The organism is Mycobacterium asiaticum (genome assembly GCF_001668675.1).
In the GTDB taxonomy this organism is placed as follows: domain Bacteria; phylum Actinomycetota; class Actinomycetes; order Mycobacteriales; family Mycobacteriaceae; genus Mycobacterium; species Mycobacterium asiaticum_D.
The window spans coordinates 24,703-40,653 of record NZ_LZKQ01000037.1 but is presented as its reverse complement, the minus strand read 5'-3'; the positions used below and the strand labels follow the sequence as shown (position 1 = coordinate 40,653).

14 protein-coding genes and 1 pseudogene are annotated in these 15,951 nt (G+C 65.4%); 11 read left to right on the top strand and 4 right to left on the bottom strand.

Annotated features, from left to right (window positions below; all coding sequences use genetic code 11):
• Positions 1–3: 3 nt before the first annotated feature.
• Complete coding sequence (locus A9X01_RS03330; protein ID WP_065119276.1) at positions 4–207, bottom strand: hypothetical protein; 204 nt, start codon at positions 205–207, stop codon at positions 4–6.
• Positions 208–606: 399 nt separating this feature from the next.
• Between A9X01_RS03330 and A9X01_RS03325 the strand changes: the two genes are divergently transcribed.
• Entirely contained in the window at positions 607–858 is a 252-nt protein-coding gene (locus tag A9X01_RS03325; protein ID WP_065119279.1) for a hypothetical protein, read from the top strand.
• 260 nt (positions 859–1,118) lie between these two features.
• Here A9X01_RS03325 and fadD2 read toward each other — a convergent pair.
• Positions 1,119–2,780 (bottom strand): annotated as a pseudogene (fadD2, locus tag A9X01_RS03320) (long-chain-fatty-acid--CoA ligase FadD2); the annotation flags it as partial.
• A 69-nt stretch (positions 2,781–2,849) separates the two neighbouring features.
• Between fadD2 and A9X01_RS03315 the strand changes: the two are divergent.
• The 10 genes from A9X01_RS03315 (at position 2,850) to A9X01_RS03270 (ending at position 12,839) form a co-directional block, all read left to right on the top strand.
• Positions 2,850–4,085: a DNA polymerase domain-containing protein gene (locus A9X01_RS03315; protein ID WP_065119275.1), complete on the top strand. Its 1,236-nt coding sequence runs from the start codon at positions 2,850–2,852 to the stop codon at positions 4,083–4,085.
• Positions 4,086–4,117: 32 nt separating this feature from the next.
• On the top strand, positions 4,118–5,098 hold the full coding sequence (locus A9X01_RS03310; RefSeq protein WP_065119274.1) for an ABC transporter substrate-binding protein: 981 nt from the start codon (positions 4,118–4,120) through the stop codon (positions 5,096–5,098).
• Positions 5,099–5,186: 88 nt separating this feature from the next.
• Complete coding sequence (locus tag A9X01_RS03305) at positions 5,187–5,834, top strand: 5-oxoprolinase subunit B family protein (RefSeq protein ID WP_065119273.1); 648 nt, start codon at positions 5,187–5,189, stop codon at positions 5,832–5,834.
• 10 nt (positions 5,835–5,844) lie between these two features.
• Positions 5,845–6,717 (top strand): 5-oxoprolinase/urea amidolyase family protein, encoded by an 873-nt coding sequence (locus A9X01_RS03300; RefSeq protein WP_065119272.1) that lies wholly within the window; start codon positions 5,845–5,847, stop codon positions 6,715–6,717.
• Positions 6,718–6,740: 23 nt separating this feature from the next.
• Entirely contained in the window at positions 6,741–7,277 is a 537-nt protein-coding gene (locus A9X01_RS03295) for a GNAT family N-acetyltransferase (protein WP_065119271.1), read from the top strand.
• A 136-nt stretch (positions 7,278–7,413) separates the two neighbouring features.
• The gene (locus A9X01_RS03290) at positions 7,414–8,844 is read left to right on the top strand and encodes a nitrate/nitrite transporter (protein ID WP_065119270.1); all 1,431 of its coding nucleotides are present in this window, start codon (positions 7,414–7,416) and stop codon (positions 8,842–8,844) included.
• Between the two features lie 208 nt (positions 8,845–9,052).
• On the top strand, positions 9,053–10,450 hold the full coding sequence (locus tag A9X01_RS03285) for a nitrate/nitrite transporter (RefSeq protein WP_065119269.1): 1,398 nt from the start codon (positions 9,053–9,055) through the stop codon (positions 10,448–10,450).
• A 34-nt stretch (positions 10,451–10,484) separates the two neighbouring features.
• Positions 10,485–11,630, top strand: coding sequence for a uroporphyrinogen-III synthase (locus tag A9X01_RS03280; RefSeq protein WP_065119268.1), 1,146 nt, complete (start codon positions 10,485–10,487; stop codon positions 11,628–11,630).
• The gene (locus A9X01_RS03275) at positions 11,627–12,343 is read left to right on the top strand and encodes a sirohydrochlorin chelatase (RefSeq protein WP_065119267.1); all 717 of its coding nucleotides are present in this window, start codon (positions 11,627–11,629) and stop codon (positions 12,341–12,343) included. The genes A9X01_RS03280 and A9X01_RS03275 overlap by 4 nt, the downstream gene beginning before the upstream one ends.
• A gap of 46 nt (positions 12,344–12,389) precedes the next feature.
• Positions 12,390–12,839, top strand: coding sequence for a TetR/AcrR family transcriptional regulator (locus A9X01_RS03270; RefSeq protein ID WP_036351527.1), 450 nt, complete (start codon positions 12,390–12,392; stop codon positions 12,837–12,839).
• Here the strand turns inward: A9X01_RS03270 and nirD are convergent.
• Positions 12,836–13,207, bottom strand: a complete 372-nt coding sequence (gene nirD, locus A9X01_RS03265) for a nitrite reductase small subunit NirD (RefSeq protein WP_065119266.1) — start codon at positions 13,205–13,207, stop codon at positions 12,836–12,838. The two genes, A9X01_RS03270 and nirD, sit on opposite strands and share 4 nt — an antisense overlap.
• A 13-nt stretch (positions 13,208–13,220) precedes the next feature.
• Positions 13,221–15,767: a nitrite reductase large subunit NirB gene (gene nirB, locus A9X01_RS03260; protein ID WP_081282188.1), complete on the bottom strand. Its 2,547-nt coding sequence runs from the start codon at positions 15,765–15,767 to the stop codon at positions 13,221–13,223.
• Positions 15,768–15,951 lie beyond the last annotated feature (184 nt).

The window sequence follows — 15,951 nt, the reverse complement described above, 5'->3', positions numbered from 1 at the left end:
GCTTTAGCGTCTGTTCGCGCCACCTTGGCGCGTTCCCCGGTACGGGTCGCGGGGCAGGCCCCGCAGGCGCTCGGCGAAGCTGGTGACGGTGGCGGGCGGTGCCGCCTGAGCGATGGGGGTGCCGCCGAACAACAGTGCCGAAGTCAACGCACCGGCGCCCACCGCACCGGCCGCCGCAATCCGGGCGCAACGCGGTGTGATCAACATTGGAACTCCTCCCAAGAGTCTTCGAATTGCCACCACCAACGCTATTGATAACTTCCTGGGCAAACCATGGTTATTTAATTTGATTTAGCTGTATATATCGGCAATATTTGTCATTAATACTGGAATGCAATTTACTGAAACACTCTGAACTGCGCATACTGTAATGCTGAAGTACTGATATACGGAGACTACTTTCAGTAGTTCAGTTCAAATGAATGCGCCGCAGCGCCCAGATAGCAAACTTGTTTAACGGGCGTACAGCAAAGGCTCAGGTAACACCCCTACACTGACTCACTGCTTGGCCCTCGGAGGAAGGTCGCCGCAGTGAGTATTGAACCGATCGGGGATGGGGTGCCGACGGAGCGCTTCGCCAACTACCGGCAAGCCCAGGCGCCCCGGATCCGCGAGCAGCCAACCGTCGGCTACCGCACCCGAAAACCGCCGGCCCGCATTCAGCGCACCCGCCGGACCGTCGACCTGTCCCCCGCCACCCACCGGGCCCTGGACATGTGGCAACGGGATGCCGCCGACCGCCTTGGACTGGCGCGGGTGACCGGCCAGGACGTGATCACAGCGCTCATCGAGCAGCTTCTGGTAGACCCGAACTTGTCAGCCCAGATTGTCCGGGCAATTCAAGCCCGAAGAGTGTGAGCTAGAACCGCCTACCCGTCGGCGGCGCCACTCTTCTCGTCGGCTTTCGCGTCAGCCTTCCCGTCGCCCTTGTCGCTGCCCTTCTCGCCGTCGCCAGAGTCAGCTTTCGCAGAGCCACCGTTCTCGTCGGCCTTCTCGGAGCCTTTCTCGGAGCCTTTCTCAGAGCCTTGGTCGGAACCCTTTTCGGAGCCCTTCTCGGACCCCTTCTTCGAGCCCAGGTCCTTCGCCTTACTCTTGGCTTCTTCCTTGTCGTCGACATCGAGCTCGCGCAGCTCGCGCTTGAGGATCTTGCCGGTGGGGTTACGCGGCAGCTCGTCGAGGAAGATGACCTCGCGCGGCACCTTGTACCTGGCCAGCTCCTCCTTCACGTGCTTCTTGAGGGTGTCCTCGTCGACATCGGAGCCTTCCTTCTTGACCACGAAGGCACGCAGCCGATGACCCCACTCCTTGTCCTCGACGCCGATCGCGGTAGCCTCCACGACCTCGGGATGGCCGCTCAGGCAGTCCTCGACCTCGGCCGGGAACACGTTCTCGCCACCGGACACGATCATCTCGTCGTCACGGCCGCTGACGAAGAGCAAACCGTCCTCGTCGAAGTAACCGACGTCGCCCGAGGACATCAGCCCATCGATGATCTCCTTGTGGCCGCCGCCGGTGTAGCCCTCGAATGGGAAGGCGTTGCCGACGAAAATCCGCCCGACCTCGCCCTGCGGCTTCTCCTTGCCGTTGTCGTCGAGGATCTTCACTTTGACACCCTTGACGACCGGCCCAACCGTCGCGGGATCCTTCTCCAGATCTTTGGGCCCGGCAATGGCCGCGAACGCGATTTCGGTGGAGCCGTACATGTTGTAGATCACCGGTCCGAAGTCCTTCAGAGCGCGCGATGCCAGCTCGGCACCCAACTGGGAACCGGACACGAAAATGATCTTCAGGTGCGACAGGTCGGGCTTCTTGTCCATCTTCTCGATCGCGTCCAGCAGTCGTGACAGCATCACCGGCACCACGACCATCGCTGTCGCCTTGTGCTTTTCCAGGTCCTCAAGCACCAGCGGCGGCTTGAACTTGCGGCGCAATACCAGCGTCGAGCCCAGGAACATCGCGATCGTGGCGTGCAGGAAGCCCAATGCGTGGAACATCGGCGCCGGCAGCGAAGTGATCTCGTTGGCCTTGAACGGCACGTGCGACAGGATGCCCCCGACCGGCGCCAGCGTCGGCGGGGTGCTGCGGTTCGCCCCCTTCGGCGTTCCGGTGGTGCCGCTGGTCAGGATGATGATCGACGCGTGCTTGCCGGCCTTCGGAGCCGGATCCTTGCTGCTGCGTTTGATCAGGTCGGCAAGCGTCTCGTCCTTGCTGCCGGAGTCTTCGTCACTGTCCGGGTTGGTGCCCAGCGCGCGCAGGAAACCCAGTTCTGGATCGGCTTTGCTGACAGTCTTGGTGTATTCGTCGTCGTAGATGATCAGCTTGGCGCCCTCACGCTCGGCCACCTCTTTGACCTGATTGCCGGAGAACTCGCTGTTCAGCAAGATGATGCGAGCACCCACCCGGGCTGCACCGAAGTAAGCGACCAGGAACCAGCGCGTGTTGCGAGCCAGGATGGCGACGCCGTCGCCGGCCTTGACGCCCTTCTCGATCAGCCCATTGGCTACCGCGTGGGCGGCCTCGTCGAGTTCCCGGAAGGTGAACTCGCCCTCTTCGTCGATGCACGCCGCGCGGTCGGGGGTGCGGGCGGCGTTGAGGGCCGGCAGCATGCCGAATTCACCCCATTTGACGATGCCGCTGGCCAAAGTGGCATAGTTCTGCGGCGGTTCGATCCGGAACGCACCGGACTCGAAAATCTTGCGCACGTAGTGCAGTTCGGCGGCGCCGCGTTCAACGTATTGCTGGATTTTTCCGACGCCGGGCAGGTCGCTGAGGTTAGGCATAGTCCTCACCATATGTGACGGAGGTCGCAATGCGACCAGTAGGTTTCCACCGAATTACCATCGGCATCTATGACCAAACCCGTGTCGCTGGACGTGACCGGACGCGAGGTCACGATTACCCACCCCGACAAGGTCGTTTTCCCTGATCACGGCGCCACCAAGCTCGATCTTGTCCGCTATTACCTGAGCGTGGCCGACGGCGCGTTGCGCGGCGTGTCGGGCCGGCCGATGATTCTCAAACGATTCGTCAAGGGCATCACCGAGGAAGCGGTCTTCCAGAAGCGAGCGCCGGCCAAGCGGCCAGACTGGGTGGACGTCGCCACTTTGCGGTACGCCTCGGGCACCTCGGCCGACGAGGCGGTCATCCACGACGCCGCCGGGCTGGCATGGGTGATCAATCTGGGGTGCGTGGACCTGAACCCGCATCCCGTGCTGGCTGAGGACCTCGACCATCCCGACGAACTGCGGGTCGACCTGGACCCGATGCCCGGGGTCTCCTGGCGACGCATCGTCGACGTGGCATTGGTGGCCCGCGGCGTCCTCGAGGATTACGGCCTGACCCCGTGGCCGAAAACCTCGGGCTCGCGGGGCTTCCACATCTATGCCCGGATCGCCCCGCACTGGCCGTTCACCAAGGTGCGACTGGCCGCGCAGACCGTGGCGCGCGAGGTCGAGCGTCGCGCACCGGAGTTGGCGACCAGTCGGTGGTGGAAGGAAGAGCGAGAGGGCGTGTTCGTCGACTTCAACCAGAACGCCAAGGACCGCACCGTCGCCTCGGCCTACTCGGTGCGGGCCACCCCGGATGCGCGGGTGTCCACGCCGTTGCGCTGGGACGAGGTCGCCGACTGCAACCCGGGGGAATTCACCATCGACACGGTTCCCGACCGGTTCGCCGAGATCGGCGACCCGTGGGAGGGCATGGACGACGCGACGGGCGGCCTCGACGCGTTGCTGGCCCTGGCCGAGGAGATGGGCCCGCCGGAACGGGCGCCCAAGGGCGCAGGCAAGAGTGCCGACGGCCGCAGACAATCCGTGATGCCGCTGATTGAGGTGGCTCGCACCAAAACCAAGGACGAGGCCATGACCGCGCTGGACACTTGGCGGCAGCGCCACCCCGCCGCGGCCGAGCGACTGAAGCCCGCCGACGTCCTGGTCGACGGGATGCGAGGCCCGAGTTCGATCTGGTACCGGATTCGGATAAACCTGCAGCATGTGCCTGTCGACGAACGGCCGCCGCAGGAGGAATTGATCGCTGACTACAGTCCTTGGCGCGGATACACGCCGAAGCCGCGGCCACGCAACTGACGGTCGGGTAAAGCACGCGATACTCTCACGCTGTGCAACAGGGGTTGAGTCGGCGGGGATTTCTGCAGGTCGCCGCGGCCACCGGGCTGCTGGCGGCGTGCTCGGAGAACAAGCCGCCGCCAGGGTCGCCCGGTGGCGGATCGGTCACGGTCACCCACCTGTTCGGTGAGACCGTCGTCAAAGAACCACCCAAGCGCGTCGTCAGCGCCGGCTACACCGAGCAGGACGACCTGCTCGCGGTGGGTGTGGTACCGATCGCGGTGACCAACTGGTTCGGCGATCAACCGTTCGCGGTGTGGCCGTGGGCGCAACCCAAACTAGGCCCGGCACAACCCGTTGTGCTCAACCTGGACAACGGGATTCAGGTCGACCAGATCGCCGGGTTGAAGCCCGACCTGATCGTGGCGACCAACGCCGGCCTCGACGCCGACACCTATCAGAAGCTGTCCGCGATCGCTCCGACGATCGCTCAGTCCGGCGGCGACGCGTTCTTCGAACCGTGGAAGGACCAGGCCACCGCCATCGGGCAGGCGGTGTTTCGGGCCGACCAGATGAAATCGTTGATCGCGGCTGTCGACGGCAGGTTCACCGATGTCAGCCAGAAGAATCCGCAGTGGAAGGGCAAGAAGGCGCTGCTTATGCAGGGCAGGCTCTGGCAGGGCACGGTGGTTGCCACCGTGGCGGGCTGGCGGACCGACTTCCTGAATCAGATGGGCCTGGTCATCTCCGACAGCATCAAGGCCTACGCCACCGATCAGCGCGCGGTCATCCCGCGCGACCGCATCAAAGACGTGCTCGACTCCGCCGATGTGCTGATCTGGTCCACCGAGAGTCCTGAGGACGAGCAAGCGCTGCTGGCCGACCCGGAGGTCGCCGGATCGGTGGCAACCGCCCAGAAGCGGCACATCTTCACCACCAAGGACCTGGCGGGAGCCATCGCCTTCGCGTCACCACTGAGCTATCCGGTGGTGGCCGACCAACTCCCGCCGCAGATCACCAAAATCCTGGGCTAGCCGCCCTAGCATGAGCGTTTGCTAAGGCACCTCTGGCAGAGCTCGAAAGTTGATGGCTTACGCCGCAATTCCGGGGCTACCGTGAATTATGAATGTGACGGAGATCACCGAGTTGGCTTGTGATGTCGTCGACTATGGGGACCAGGCTTTGCTGCTGCAGTGCGGCAGCACCGCCGAAGTACTGGCGTGGGGCGATGCGCTGCGCGCCGCCGCCCTGCCCGGCGTCGTCGACATCGTCCCCGCGTCCCGCACCGTCCTGGTGAAGTTGCACGGCCCGCGCTTTCAGGGCATGACCCGCCAACGCCTGCGCAAGCTCCGGGTGGCGCCGGAATCCGCCGAGTCGCTGAGCGAGCCGGCCCGGGAGGTGGTGATCGACGTCGTGTATGACGGTCCCGATCTGGCCGAGGTCGCTCGAGTTACCGGCCTGAGCACCGCGCAGGTGATCAATGCGCACACCAGCACCCCGTGGCGCGTCGGATTCAGCGGGTTCGCCCCGGGATTCGCGTATCTGATCGGCGGTGACGAGCGGCTTCGGGTGCCGCGCCGAACCGAACCTCGCACGTCGGTGCCGGCCGGGTCGGTGGGCCTGGCCGGTGAGTTCAGCGCGGTCTACCCGCGCCGGTCACCCGGCGGCTGGCAGATCATCGGGCACACCGACGCGGTGATGTGGGATGTCGACCGACCGGACCCCGCGTTGCTGACCCGGGGCACATCGGTCCGGTTCCGGGCGCATTAGGAGGCTGGCCATGACGACTCTGGAAGTGCTGCGCAGCGGACCGCTCGCCCTGGTGCAGGACCTCGGCAGGGCCGGACTGGCCCACCTCGGTGTCGGCCGGTCCGGCGCCGCCGACCGTCGCTCGCACGCGCTGGCCAACCGGCTGGTCGCCAACCCTGACGACTGGGCCACCGTCGAAGTGACGTTCGGCGGTCTGTCGGTCCGGGTCCGCGGCGGCGACCTCGACATCGCGGTCACCGGAGCCGATACGGATCCGACTGTGAGCGGAATCATGTTCGGCACAAACAGCATTCACCACGTGCGGGATGGTCAGGTGATTTCGTTGGGCACGCCCCGAGCCGGCCTACGGTCGTATCTGGCGGTACGCGGCGGCATCGGTGTCACACCGGTTCTGGGCTCGCGCAGTTATGACGTGCTGTCGGAGATCGGGCCGCTGCCACTGCAACCCGGCGATGTACTGCCGGTGGGCGAACACACCGCCGACTTCCCGGAACTCGAGCAGGCCCCGGTCGCCGCGATCACCGACGATGCGGTGGAGTTGCTGGCGATCCCGGGGCCACGCGACGACTGGTTCGTCGATCCCGACGCCCTGGTGCATACCGATTGGGTGGCATCCGACCGCAGCGACCGGGTGGGCATGCGCCTGACCGGGCGACCGCTGCAGCACCGCAACCCGGACCGGCAGCTGCCCAGCGAGGGTGTGGTGCGCGGTGCAATTCAAGTGCCGCCCAACGGATTACCGGTGGTCCTGGGTCCCGATCATCCGATCACGGGCGGCTACCCGGTGATCGGCGTGGTGATCGACGAAGACATCGACAAATTGGCGCAGGTGCGGCCGGGTCAGCACGTGCGACTGCACTGGGCGCGACCCCGTCGGGCGTGATGAACCCGGGCTGGTAGAACAGGATCGTGCACACCGCACGGCTGGTACACACCGCGGATCTCGACGGCGAGACGCGACGCGGGATCTGCCAGATGGTGACTGGGGCGTTCGCCGGCGACTTCGCCGATACCGACTGGGACCACGCGCTGGGCGGGATGCACGCGCTGATCTGGCACCACGGCGCGATCATCGCGCACGCCTCGGTGGTGCAGCGACGACTGCTGTACCAGGGCCGGGCATTACGCTGCGGCTACGTCGAAGGTGTTGCGGTGCGCGAAGATTGGCGAGGACAAGGGCTGGTACACGCGCTCCTCGACGGCGTCGAGCAGGTGATGCGCGGCGCCTACCAACTCGGGGCGCTCAGTTCCACCGTGCAGGCCCGCCGCCTCTATGCCGCCCGCGGCTGGCTGCCCTGGCTCGGTCCGACGTCGGTGCTGACCCCCACCGGAAGGACCCGCACACCCGAGGACGATGGAACGGTGTTCGTCCTCCCGGTGAGCGTCCGGCTGGACACCTCTGCGGAATTGACATGCGATTGGCGCGACGGAGACGTCTGGTAGCCCGACGGTAGTCGAGCCCCTCACACACCGCAGTGCGGTTCGGTGATCCGAAATTCATCCCCGGGTCACTGCCAGAAGCGCTCGCGCAACAAAGCATTCCTAGCGTGATCGGCAATCGATGACGTAAGGAGTCTGCATGTTCGCCGAGTTTCGGAGGTCACTGAGGGGCCGTTCGCACGTGATTTCCGACTGGGACCCCGAGGATGTGGTGGCCTGGGAAGCGGGCAACAAGAACATCGCGCGGCGCAACCTGATCTGGTCGGTGATCGCCGAACACATCGGGTTCTCCATCTGGTCCCTATGGTCGGTGATGGTGCTGTTCATGCCCGCATCGGTCTACGGCTTCTCGGCGGGCGACAAGTTCTTGCTCGGCGCCACCGCCACACTGGTCGGCGGCTGCCTGCGCTTTCCGTACACCTTCGCCACCGCGAAGTTCGGCGGTCGCAACTGGACGATCTTGTCCGCGACGGTCCTGCTGATCCCCACCGTCTTGACCCTGTATCTGCTGGCACATCCGGGTCTGCCGTTGTGGCCTTACCTGGGGTGCGCCGCGCTGGCCGGGTTCGGCGGCGGTAACTTCGCCTCCTCCATGACCAACATCAACGCCTTCTACCCGCAACGGCTCAAGGGCTGGGCGTTGGCGCTCAATGCGGGCGGGGGCAACCTCGGAGTGCCCATGATCCAGCTGGTCGGGCTGCTGGTGATCGCGACCGTTGGTGATCGTCAGCCGTACTGGGTGTGCGCCATCTATTTGGTGCTGCTGGCCGTCGCCGGGGTCGGCGCCGCGCTGTACATGGACAATTTGCCGCAATACCGCATCGAAATGAACACCATGGTCAAGGTGCTGGCCGAGCCGCACACCTGGGTGGTTTCGCTGCTCTACATCGGCACCTTCGGCTCGTTCATCGGGTTCTCGTTCGCGTTCGGCCAGGTGTTGCAGATCAACTTCATGGCCAGCGGCCAGTCCTCCGCGCACGCCGCGCTGCACGCCGCGCAGATCGCCTTCCTCGGGCCACTTCTGGGCTCGTTGTCGCGGGTGTACGGCGGCCGGCTGGCCGACCGGATCGGGGGCGGCCGCGTCACCCTGGGTGTCTTCTGCGCCATGATCATTGCGGCCGGAATCCTGGTCAGCGGAAGCACTTTCGCCGAGCACCACCACGGACCGGCACCGACAACGGTGATGATCGGCTACATCGCGGGATTCGTGGCGTTGTTCATTCTGTCCGGCATCGGCAACGGCTCGGTGTACAAGATGATTCCGTCGATTTTCGAGGCTCGCAGCCACGGCCTCGGACTCGACGAGACGCAGCGCCGGCAGTGGTCGCGTTCCATGTCCGGTGCACTGATCGGATTCGCCGGAGCGATCGGCGCTTTGGGTGGCGTCGGCGTCAATCTCGCGCTGCGCCAGTCCTACCTGGCCAGCGGCAATGCGACGTCAGCGTTCTGGGTGTTCGTCGGGTTCTACGTGGCCGCTGCACTGCTGACGTGGGCGGTGTACGTGCGCAGGCCACTTCGGGCAGTCAGCCCGGCAAGCGGTGCGGCGAGCCCGGGTCTGGCTTACGTATAGATCCGGGTGTAGATGCGGATGTAACGGATCTCACTGGAATTCCAGTTGTCAGCGACTTTGCAGACAACTGGAATTCAACTTACAGCCGATATCGGCCCTCTCGAGTTGACTGCCGTCCATTATCGATGTGAGCATCGAAACAGACCGCGGCGCAAGCCTCTTGGACATCGAGGTGCCGCTGAGGTGCCCAGAAAGGTTGGGCAGTCGAGTGGGCCGTAACCATCACATCACCGAATGGAATCCCGAGGACGTAGCGGCCTGGGAGGCCGGCAACAATAAGATTGCGCGCCGAAATCTGCTCTGCACCACCGCCGGTGATCACGTCGCGTTCTCGATCTGGTCACTGTGGTCGGTGATGACACTGTTCATGCCGGCAGCGGTGTACGGCTTCTCGGCCAGTGACAAGTTGTTGCTGGGCGCTGTGGCCACCTTGGCCGGCGGCTGCGCGCGCATCCCGTACACGTTGGGCATCGCGCGATTCGGTGGCCGCAACTGGACGGTGTTCTCGGCCTTCGTGTTGCTGATTCCCACCGCCGGCACCATCGTGTTGCTGGCCAACCCGGGCCTGCCGCTGTGGCCGTACCTGGTGTGCGCGGCACTCACCGGCCTGGGCGGTGGGAACTACGCGGCGTCGCTGGCCAACGTCAATGCCTTTTACCCGCAACGGCTCAAAGGCGCCGCCCTGGCCATCAACGCCGGCGTCGGCAACCTCGGTGTGGCCGTGATCCAACTGATCGGGTTGTTGGCTCTGGCCACGGCCGGACATCAAGCGCCGTACTGGGTGTGCGCGATCTACCTGGTGCTGCTCGCGGTCGTGGGGGTCGCGGCCGCGTTGTTCATGGACAACCTCGATCACGCCACGCCGCCGAATGCCATGCGCGCCATCCTTTCTGTCTCGCACACCTGGGCGATATCGCTGCTCTACATCTGCACGTTCGGCTCCTGGATCGGATTCGCCTTCGCGTTCGGTCAGGTGTTGCTGGTCAACTTCGAGGCGCACGGCGAAACCGTTGCGCACGCGTCCCTGCACGCGGCCCAGATCGCTTTTGTGGGACCGCTGTTGGGTTCACTGGCCCGGATCTACGGCGGCCGGCTGTCCGACCGCATCGGTGGCAGCCGGGTCACCCTGGCCGTACTCGCCGGCATGATCGTGGCCGCCGGCCTGCTGGTGGGCATCAGCACCCATGACGACAACCGGCCCGGTACCAGCGGCGCCTCGCTGATCGGTTACGTCGTCGGCTTCATCGCGCTGTTCATCCTGGCCGGCATGGGCAACGGTTCGGTGTTCAAGCTGATCCCGTCGATCTTCGAAGCACGCAGCCGATCGCTGGACCTCACCGAGGCGCAGCAGCGGCAATGGGCACGCGCGATGTCGGGCTCGCTGATCGGATTCTGCGCGGCGGTGGGCGCACTCGGTGGCGTCGGCATCAACCTGGCCCTGCGGGAGTCCTACCTGCGCAGCGGCACTGAGACAGCCGCATATTGGGCCTTCCTGGCGTCCTATGTCGTTGCCGCGTGGCTCACCTGGGTGATGTACGTACGCCGGCCCACCACCCCTGTGACGAAGAACGCAGCCGACAGCAATGCGGCGGCAATTGCCAGGTAACGCGATGGAAATGTGTCAGGCATACACAAGTGGTATGGCCCAGCCACCGTCTGCGCCACTGACTGGTTACCGGATCGCAGTGACATCAGCTCGTCGTTCCGAGGAGCTGTGTGCCCTGCTGCGCCGACACGGTGCCGAGGTATTCAGCGCCGCCGCGATCAGCATGATCGCACTGCCCGACGACGACGAACTGCACCGTAACACCGAGGCGTTGATCGCCGACCCGCCGGATATTCTGGTCGCCCACACCGGCATCGGGTTTCGCGGCTGGGTGGCCGCCGCCGAGGGATGGGGCTTGGCCACCGAACTCATCGATGCGTTGTCGTCCGCTCGGGTCGTGTCGCGTGGGCCGAAAGCGACCGGCGCTCTGCGTGCCGCCGGATTACGCGAGGAATGGTCCCCGGAATCGGAATCCTCGCAGGAGGTGCTGGAATACCTGCTTCAGTCTGATTTTTCGGGCAAGCGCATCGCGATCCAATTGCACGGCGCCGCCGACGGTTGGGATCCGTTCCCCGAATTCATGGCCGGGCTCCGTTCCGCCGGCGCCGAGGTGGTCCCCATCCGGGTATACCGTTGGATGCCAGTTTCTTTGGGCGGTGAGTTCGATCAGCTGGTCACCGGCATCGCCCGTCGCCAGTTCGATGCGGTGACCTTCACATCCGCGCCCGCGGCGGTGGCGGTGCTGGAACGCAGCCGCGAACTGGACCTCGAAGACCAGGTGCTCGACGCACTGCGCACCGGCGTACACGCGATGTGTGTGGGCCCGGTGACGTCCCGCCCACTGATCCGGCGGGGCGTACCCACCTCTGCTCCCGAACGAATGCGGTTGGGGGCCTTGGCCCGTCACATCGCCGAAGAACTGCCACTGCTGGGCTCCTGCAGCGTGAAAGCGGCCGGCCACCTGCTGGAGATCAGGGGAACCTGCGTCCTGGTGGACGGATCGGTCAAGACGGTGTCGGGATCGGGAATGTCGATTCTGCGCGCGCTGGCCCACCGACCCGGCGACGTCGTCGGGCGCAACGAACTGCTGCGGGTGCTGCCCGGCAACGGCGATGACACACACGCCGTGGACACCGCCGTACTGCGGCTCCGAACCGCCCTGGGCGACAGAAACATCGTCGCAACGGTGGTCAAGCGCGGATATCGGCTGGCCCTCGATACCGGTCCGGACGCCGCATGAGCCTGATCTTGACCGCGCACGGCACCCGCCGCGCGTCGGGCGTCGCAATGGTGGGTGACCTCGCCGCCCTCGTCAGTGAGCTGCTCGACCGCGCCGTCCATGTCGCGTTCGTCGACGTGCTCGGACCCACTCCGAGCGAGGTGCTTTCCGGCCTGTCCGCAGGTGGCCACGACGGGCCCGCAATTGTGGTGCCGGCGTTCCTGTCTCGCGGCTATCACGTCCGCACCGACCTGCCCGCACACATCGAGGCCAGCGGGCACCCGGACGTCACCGTCACCCGGGCGTTGGGACCCAGCCCGGAAGTTACCCGGATACTGGGCCAGAACCTTCTCACATCCGGTTGGCGCCCAGGCGATTCGGTGATCCTGGCCGCTGCCGGCACCTCGGATCCATGTGCGCGCAACGACTTACACAGCGCTGCGGCAGCGCTGTCCGCATTGACCGGATCCCGAGTCGATCTCGGCTTTGCCTCGACCAGTTCTCCGACGGTGGCGCAGGCAGTGGCCGACGCTCGGCGCCGGCGTGCGCGCCGCGTGGTCATCGCGTCCTACCTGCTGGCCGACGGGCTGTTTCAAGAACGGCTGCGTGATTCCGGGGCCGACCTGGTGACGCCGCCGTTGGGCACCGATCCGGGCATGGCGCGCTTGGTGGCGAACCGCTTCCGTAGCGCCGCCATACCTGCGGTCACCGGGCGCTATTCCCGGACGGCGTGACCAACGACACTTGATGTTTGCGGGCATCCGGGGTAATCCTGGCAACATGGCCCGTAACGAAGAGCCCTCGCGTGGACTCCTCGACGATGTGGCAAAGATGCTGCGTTTGCCTTTCAGCACACCAGAGTTCATCGACCGCATCTTCACCGGCAGTGTCAATCAGGTGGGCCGCCGTACGCTGTACATGCTGATCACCACCTGGGATGCCGCCGGTGGTGGGCCTTTTGCCGCGAGCGCGATCGCTTCGACCGGCCTGTCCAAGACCGCCGAAATCGTGCAGTCGATGTTCATCGGTCCGGTGTTCAACCCGCTGCTCAAGATGCTGGGCGCCGACAAGATCGCTGTTCGGGCGTCACTGTGCGCTTCTCAGCTCGTTGGGCTGGGCATCATGCGTTACGGGGTCCGTTCCGAACCGTTGCACTCGATGACAGTCGAACAACTGGTTGATGCGATCGGTCCGACGATGCAGCGCTACCTCGTCGGCAAGATCGATTAGGCAGCCATCCGTTCGAGGTCGTACCGACCGACCTGAACCTGTCCGTCGGCGGTCAGGCGCACCGGGTACACCGGCACCGACACCTTCGGGTCGTCCAGGCAAGTTCCGTCGTCGAGGGCGAAGGCCTGCTTGAGGATCGGCGACTGCACCGTGACCCGGCCGGCGCGGTCGCCGACGATGCCCCGCGACATCACCGCGGCCCCGGAGAAGGGATCGATGTTGCCCACCGCGTGCACCGAGCCGTCATCAAGCCGGAACAGCGCGGCCTGAGAGCCGTCGTCCAGCAGGACGCCGACACCACGGCCCGGGATCAGGTGGTCGTAGTCGCAGGCGGTGGTCCAAACCTGAATGTCGTTGAGAAGTGTCATGGTTCCTCCTTGGTTAGGATCGGACGCGCGGAATGCCAATGGGCACAGGAACTTTGCGTCCGGCACGTTCGGTGAAGGTAACGGTGGGGTCGGCGGTGTCGGGCGCGTTGACGAACGAGACGAACCGCGACAGCTTGTCGGGGTCCTCGAGCACGCCCTTCCATTCGCACTTGTAGTTGTCGACGTGGCGCTCCATGGCGGCCTCGAATTCCTCGGCCAGCCCTAGTGAGTCGTCGCAAACGACCTCCCGCACGTGGTCCAGTCCCAACGACTCCACCCACGGTGCGGTGCGCTGCAGGCGGTCCGCGGTGCGGATGTAGTACATGAGGAAGCGGTCGATGTAGCGGACCAGCGTCGCGGTGTCCAGGTCGCCGGCCAGCAATTGCGCATGCTTGGGCGTCATCCCGCCGTTGCCGCCGACGTAGAGGTTCCAGCCCTTCTCGGTGGCGATGATGCCTACGTCCTTGCCACGCGCCTCGGCGCATTCCCGCGCGCAGCCGGACACGCCCAGCTTGATCTTGTGGGGCGCCCGCAGCCCGCGGTAGCGCAGCTCGAGGTCGATGGCCAGTTGCACCGAGTCCTGCTGCCCGTACCGGCACCAGTCGCTGCCCACGCAGCTCTTCACGGTGCGCAACGCCTTCCCGTAGGCGTGGCCCGACTCCATCCCGGCGTCGACCAACCGCTTCCAGATCGCCGGCAGTTGATCCACCGTGGCACCGAACATGTCGATCCGCTGACCGCCGGTGATCTTGGTGTAGAGGCCGAAGTCCTGCGCGATCTGCCCGATCAGGATCAGGTGCTCGGGCTTGATGTCGCCACCGGGCACCCGCGGCACCACCGAATAGCTACCGTTCTTCTGGATGTTGGCCAGGAAGTGGTCGTTGGAATCCTGCAGCGCGGCCTGCTCGCCGTCCAGGATGTGGTCCGATCCGGTGGACGCCAGGATCGAGGCGACGACGGGCTTGCAGATGTCGCAGCCCTTCCCGCGGCCGAAGCGCTCCAGCAGCCCGGAGAAGGTGCGGACCTCGGTGGCGGAAATGATCTCGAACAGCTCCGCCCGCGACTGCGAGAAGTGCTCACACAGCGCCTTGGACTGCTCCACGCCCTCGGCTTCGAGCAGCTGCTTGAGCAGCGGAACACATGACCCGCACGAGGTGCCCGCCGAGGTGCACGCCTTCAGCGCGGGCACGTCGGCGCACCCGTCGGCGATGGCGCACTTCAAATCGCCCTTGGTGACGTTGTTGCAGGAGCAGATCTGCGCGGAATCCGGCAGCGCGCCGATGCCCAGGGCGCCGGCTCCGTCACCGGCCGGCGCGATCAGCGCCAGCGGGTCGCCCGGCAGCTCGCTGCCGACCATCGGCCGCAGCACTCCGTAGGACGAGGCGTCGCCCACCAGCACCCCGCCCAACAGCGTCTTGGCGTCGTCGGACAACACCAGCTTGGCGTAGGTGCAGTTGACCGCGTCGTTGATGACGACCTCGAGGCAGTTCGCCGTGGTGCCCATCGCATCGCCGAAGCTGGCCACGTCCACGCCGAGCAGCTTGAGCTTGGTGGAGAGGTCGGCTTCGGGGAATTCCGCGACTCCGTCGAGCAGGCGGTCGGCCACCACCTCGGCGCTGGTGTAGCCGGGCCCGACCAATCCGTAGCACCGGCCCTCGATCGCGGCCACCTCACCCACCGCGAAGATGTCGGGATCGCTAGTGCGGCAGGACAAGTCGGTCATGACACCGCCGCGCGGCGCCACAGCCAGGCCGGCCGCACGCGCCAACTCGTCGCGTGGGCGGATACCGGCCGCGAAGATCACCACGCCGGCGTCGATCATCTGCCCGTCGGAGAGGCTCACCTGAACTGTGTCTGAATCAGCCACGGCAGCAATGGATTCGGTGCCTGTTCCGACGTGGATGGCGATGCCGAGGTCACCGATCATCCTGGCCAGCAGCGCACCGCCGGCCTCGTCGACCTGCTGGGCCATCAGCCGCGGCATCATCTCGACGACGTGCGTCTGTAATCCGAATTGACGCAGTGCATTCGCCGCTTCCAGACCCAGTAGCCCACCACCGATCACCACTCCGGCGCCGCGACCGCCCTCCACCGTGCGTTGCGCTCCGGCGCGGATGGCATCGAGGTCGTCCAGGGTCCGGTAGACGTGGCACGACGGCAGGTCGTGACCGGGCACGGGCGGGACGAAGGCGTAGGAGCCGGTGGCCAGGACCAGCACGTCGTAGGCGTGTCGGTCACCGTCGGCAGTCACCACTGCCTTTGTCTCGCGATCGATTTCGACGACGCGGGTGTCCAGTAGCAGCTCGACCCGTTCGTCACCGGCGTAGTCATTGCCCGGTAGCGCCAGCTTGGTGCGGTCCCAGCTCTCGGTGTAGGAGGTCAGGCCGACGCGGTCATATGCTGCGTCGGCCTCTTCGGCCAGCACGGTGATCAACCAACTGTTGCTGGTATCCCGGGCACGCAGCGCCTCGACGAACCGGTGACCGACCATGCCGTGACCGACCACGACGACGCGCCGGACATCCGGGCGCGCACGAGTAGTAGTTCCGGCAGAAGACATGCCAAGAGACTACGAAGGCGATGTTGCCGAAAATGACGCGAAATGTGACACGTGCATCACGCCGACATCACACCTGTCAATTGTCTGTGTGACCCCGTTCGCTTGCGGCGAACGCCCAAGTGGAACTTTAGCGTAGGCGACTCAGGTTTTACTGGGTAGCCGACCAACACAGCGTCGGGTTCAG

What these genes read in the sequence shown, in the direction of transcription:
- A9X01_RS03330 (WP_065119276.1), bottom strand. Translation starts at nt 207, where the DNA reads ATGTTGATCACACCGCGTTGCGCCCGGATTGCGGCGGCCGGTGCGGTG.
- A9X01_RS03280 (WP_065119268.1), top strand. Translation starts at nt 10,485, where the DNA reads ATGGCCCAGCCACCGTCTGCGCCACTGACTGGTTACCGGATCGCAGTG.
- A9X01_RS03300 (WP_065119272.1), top strand. Translation starts at nt 5,845, where the DNA reads ATGACGACTCTGGAAGTGCTGCGCAGCGGACCGCTCGCCCTGGTGCAG.
- nirD (WP_065119266.1), bottom strand. Translation starts at nt 13,207, where the DNA reads ATGACACTTCTCAACGACATTCAGGTTTGGACCACCGCCTGCGACTAC.
- A9X01_RS03305 (WP_065119273.1), top strand. Translation starts at nt 5,187, where the DNA reads ATGAATGTGACGGAGATCACCGAGTTGGCTTGTGATGTCGTCGACTAT.
- A9X01_RS03290 (WP_065119270.1), top strand. Translation starts at nt 7,414, where the DNA reads ATGTTCGCCGAGTTTCGGAGGTCACTGAGGGGCCGTTCGCACGTGATT.
- nirB (WP_081282188.1), bottom strand. Translation starts at nt 15,767, where the DNA reads ATGTCTTCTGCCGGAACTACTACTCGTGCGCGCCCGGATGTCCGGCGC.
- A9X01_RS03315 (WP_065119275.1), top strand. Translation starts at nt 2,850, where the DNA reads ATGACCAAACCCGTGTCGCTGGACGTGACCGGACGCGAGGTCACGATT.
- A9X01_RS03275 (WP_065119267.1), top strand. Translation starts at nt 11,627, where the DNA reads ATGAGCCTGATCTTGACCGCGCACGGCACCCGCCGCGCGTCGGGCGTC.
- A9X01_RS03270 (WP_036351527.1), top strand. Translation starts at nt 12,390, where the DNA reads ATGGCCCGTAACGAAGAGCCCTCGCGTGGACTCCTCGACGATGTGGCA.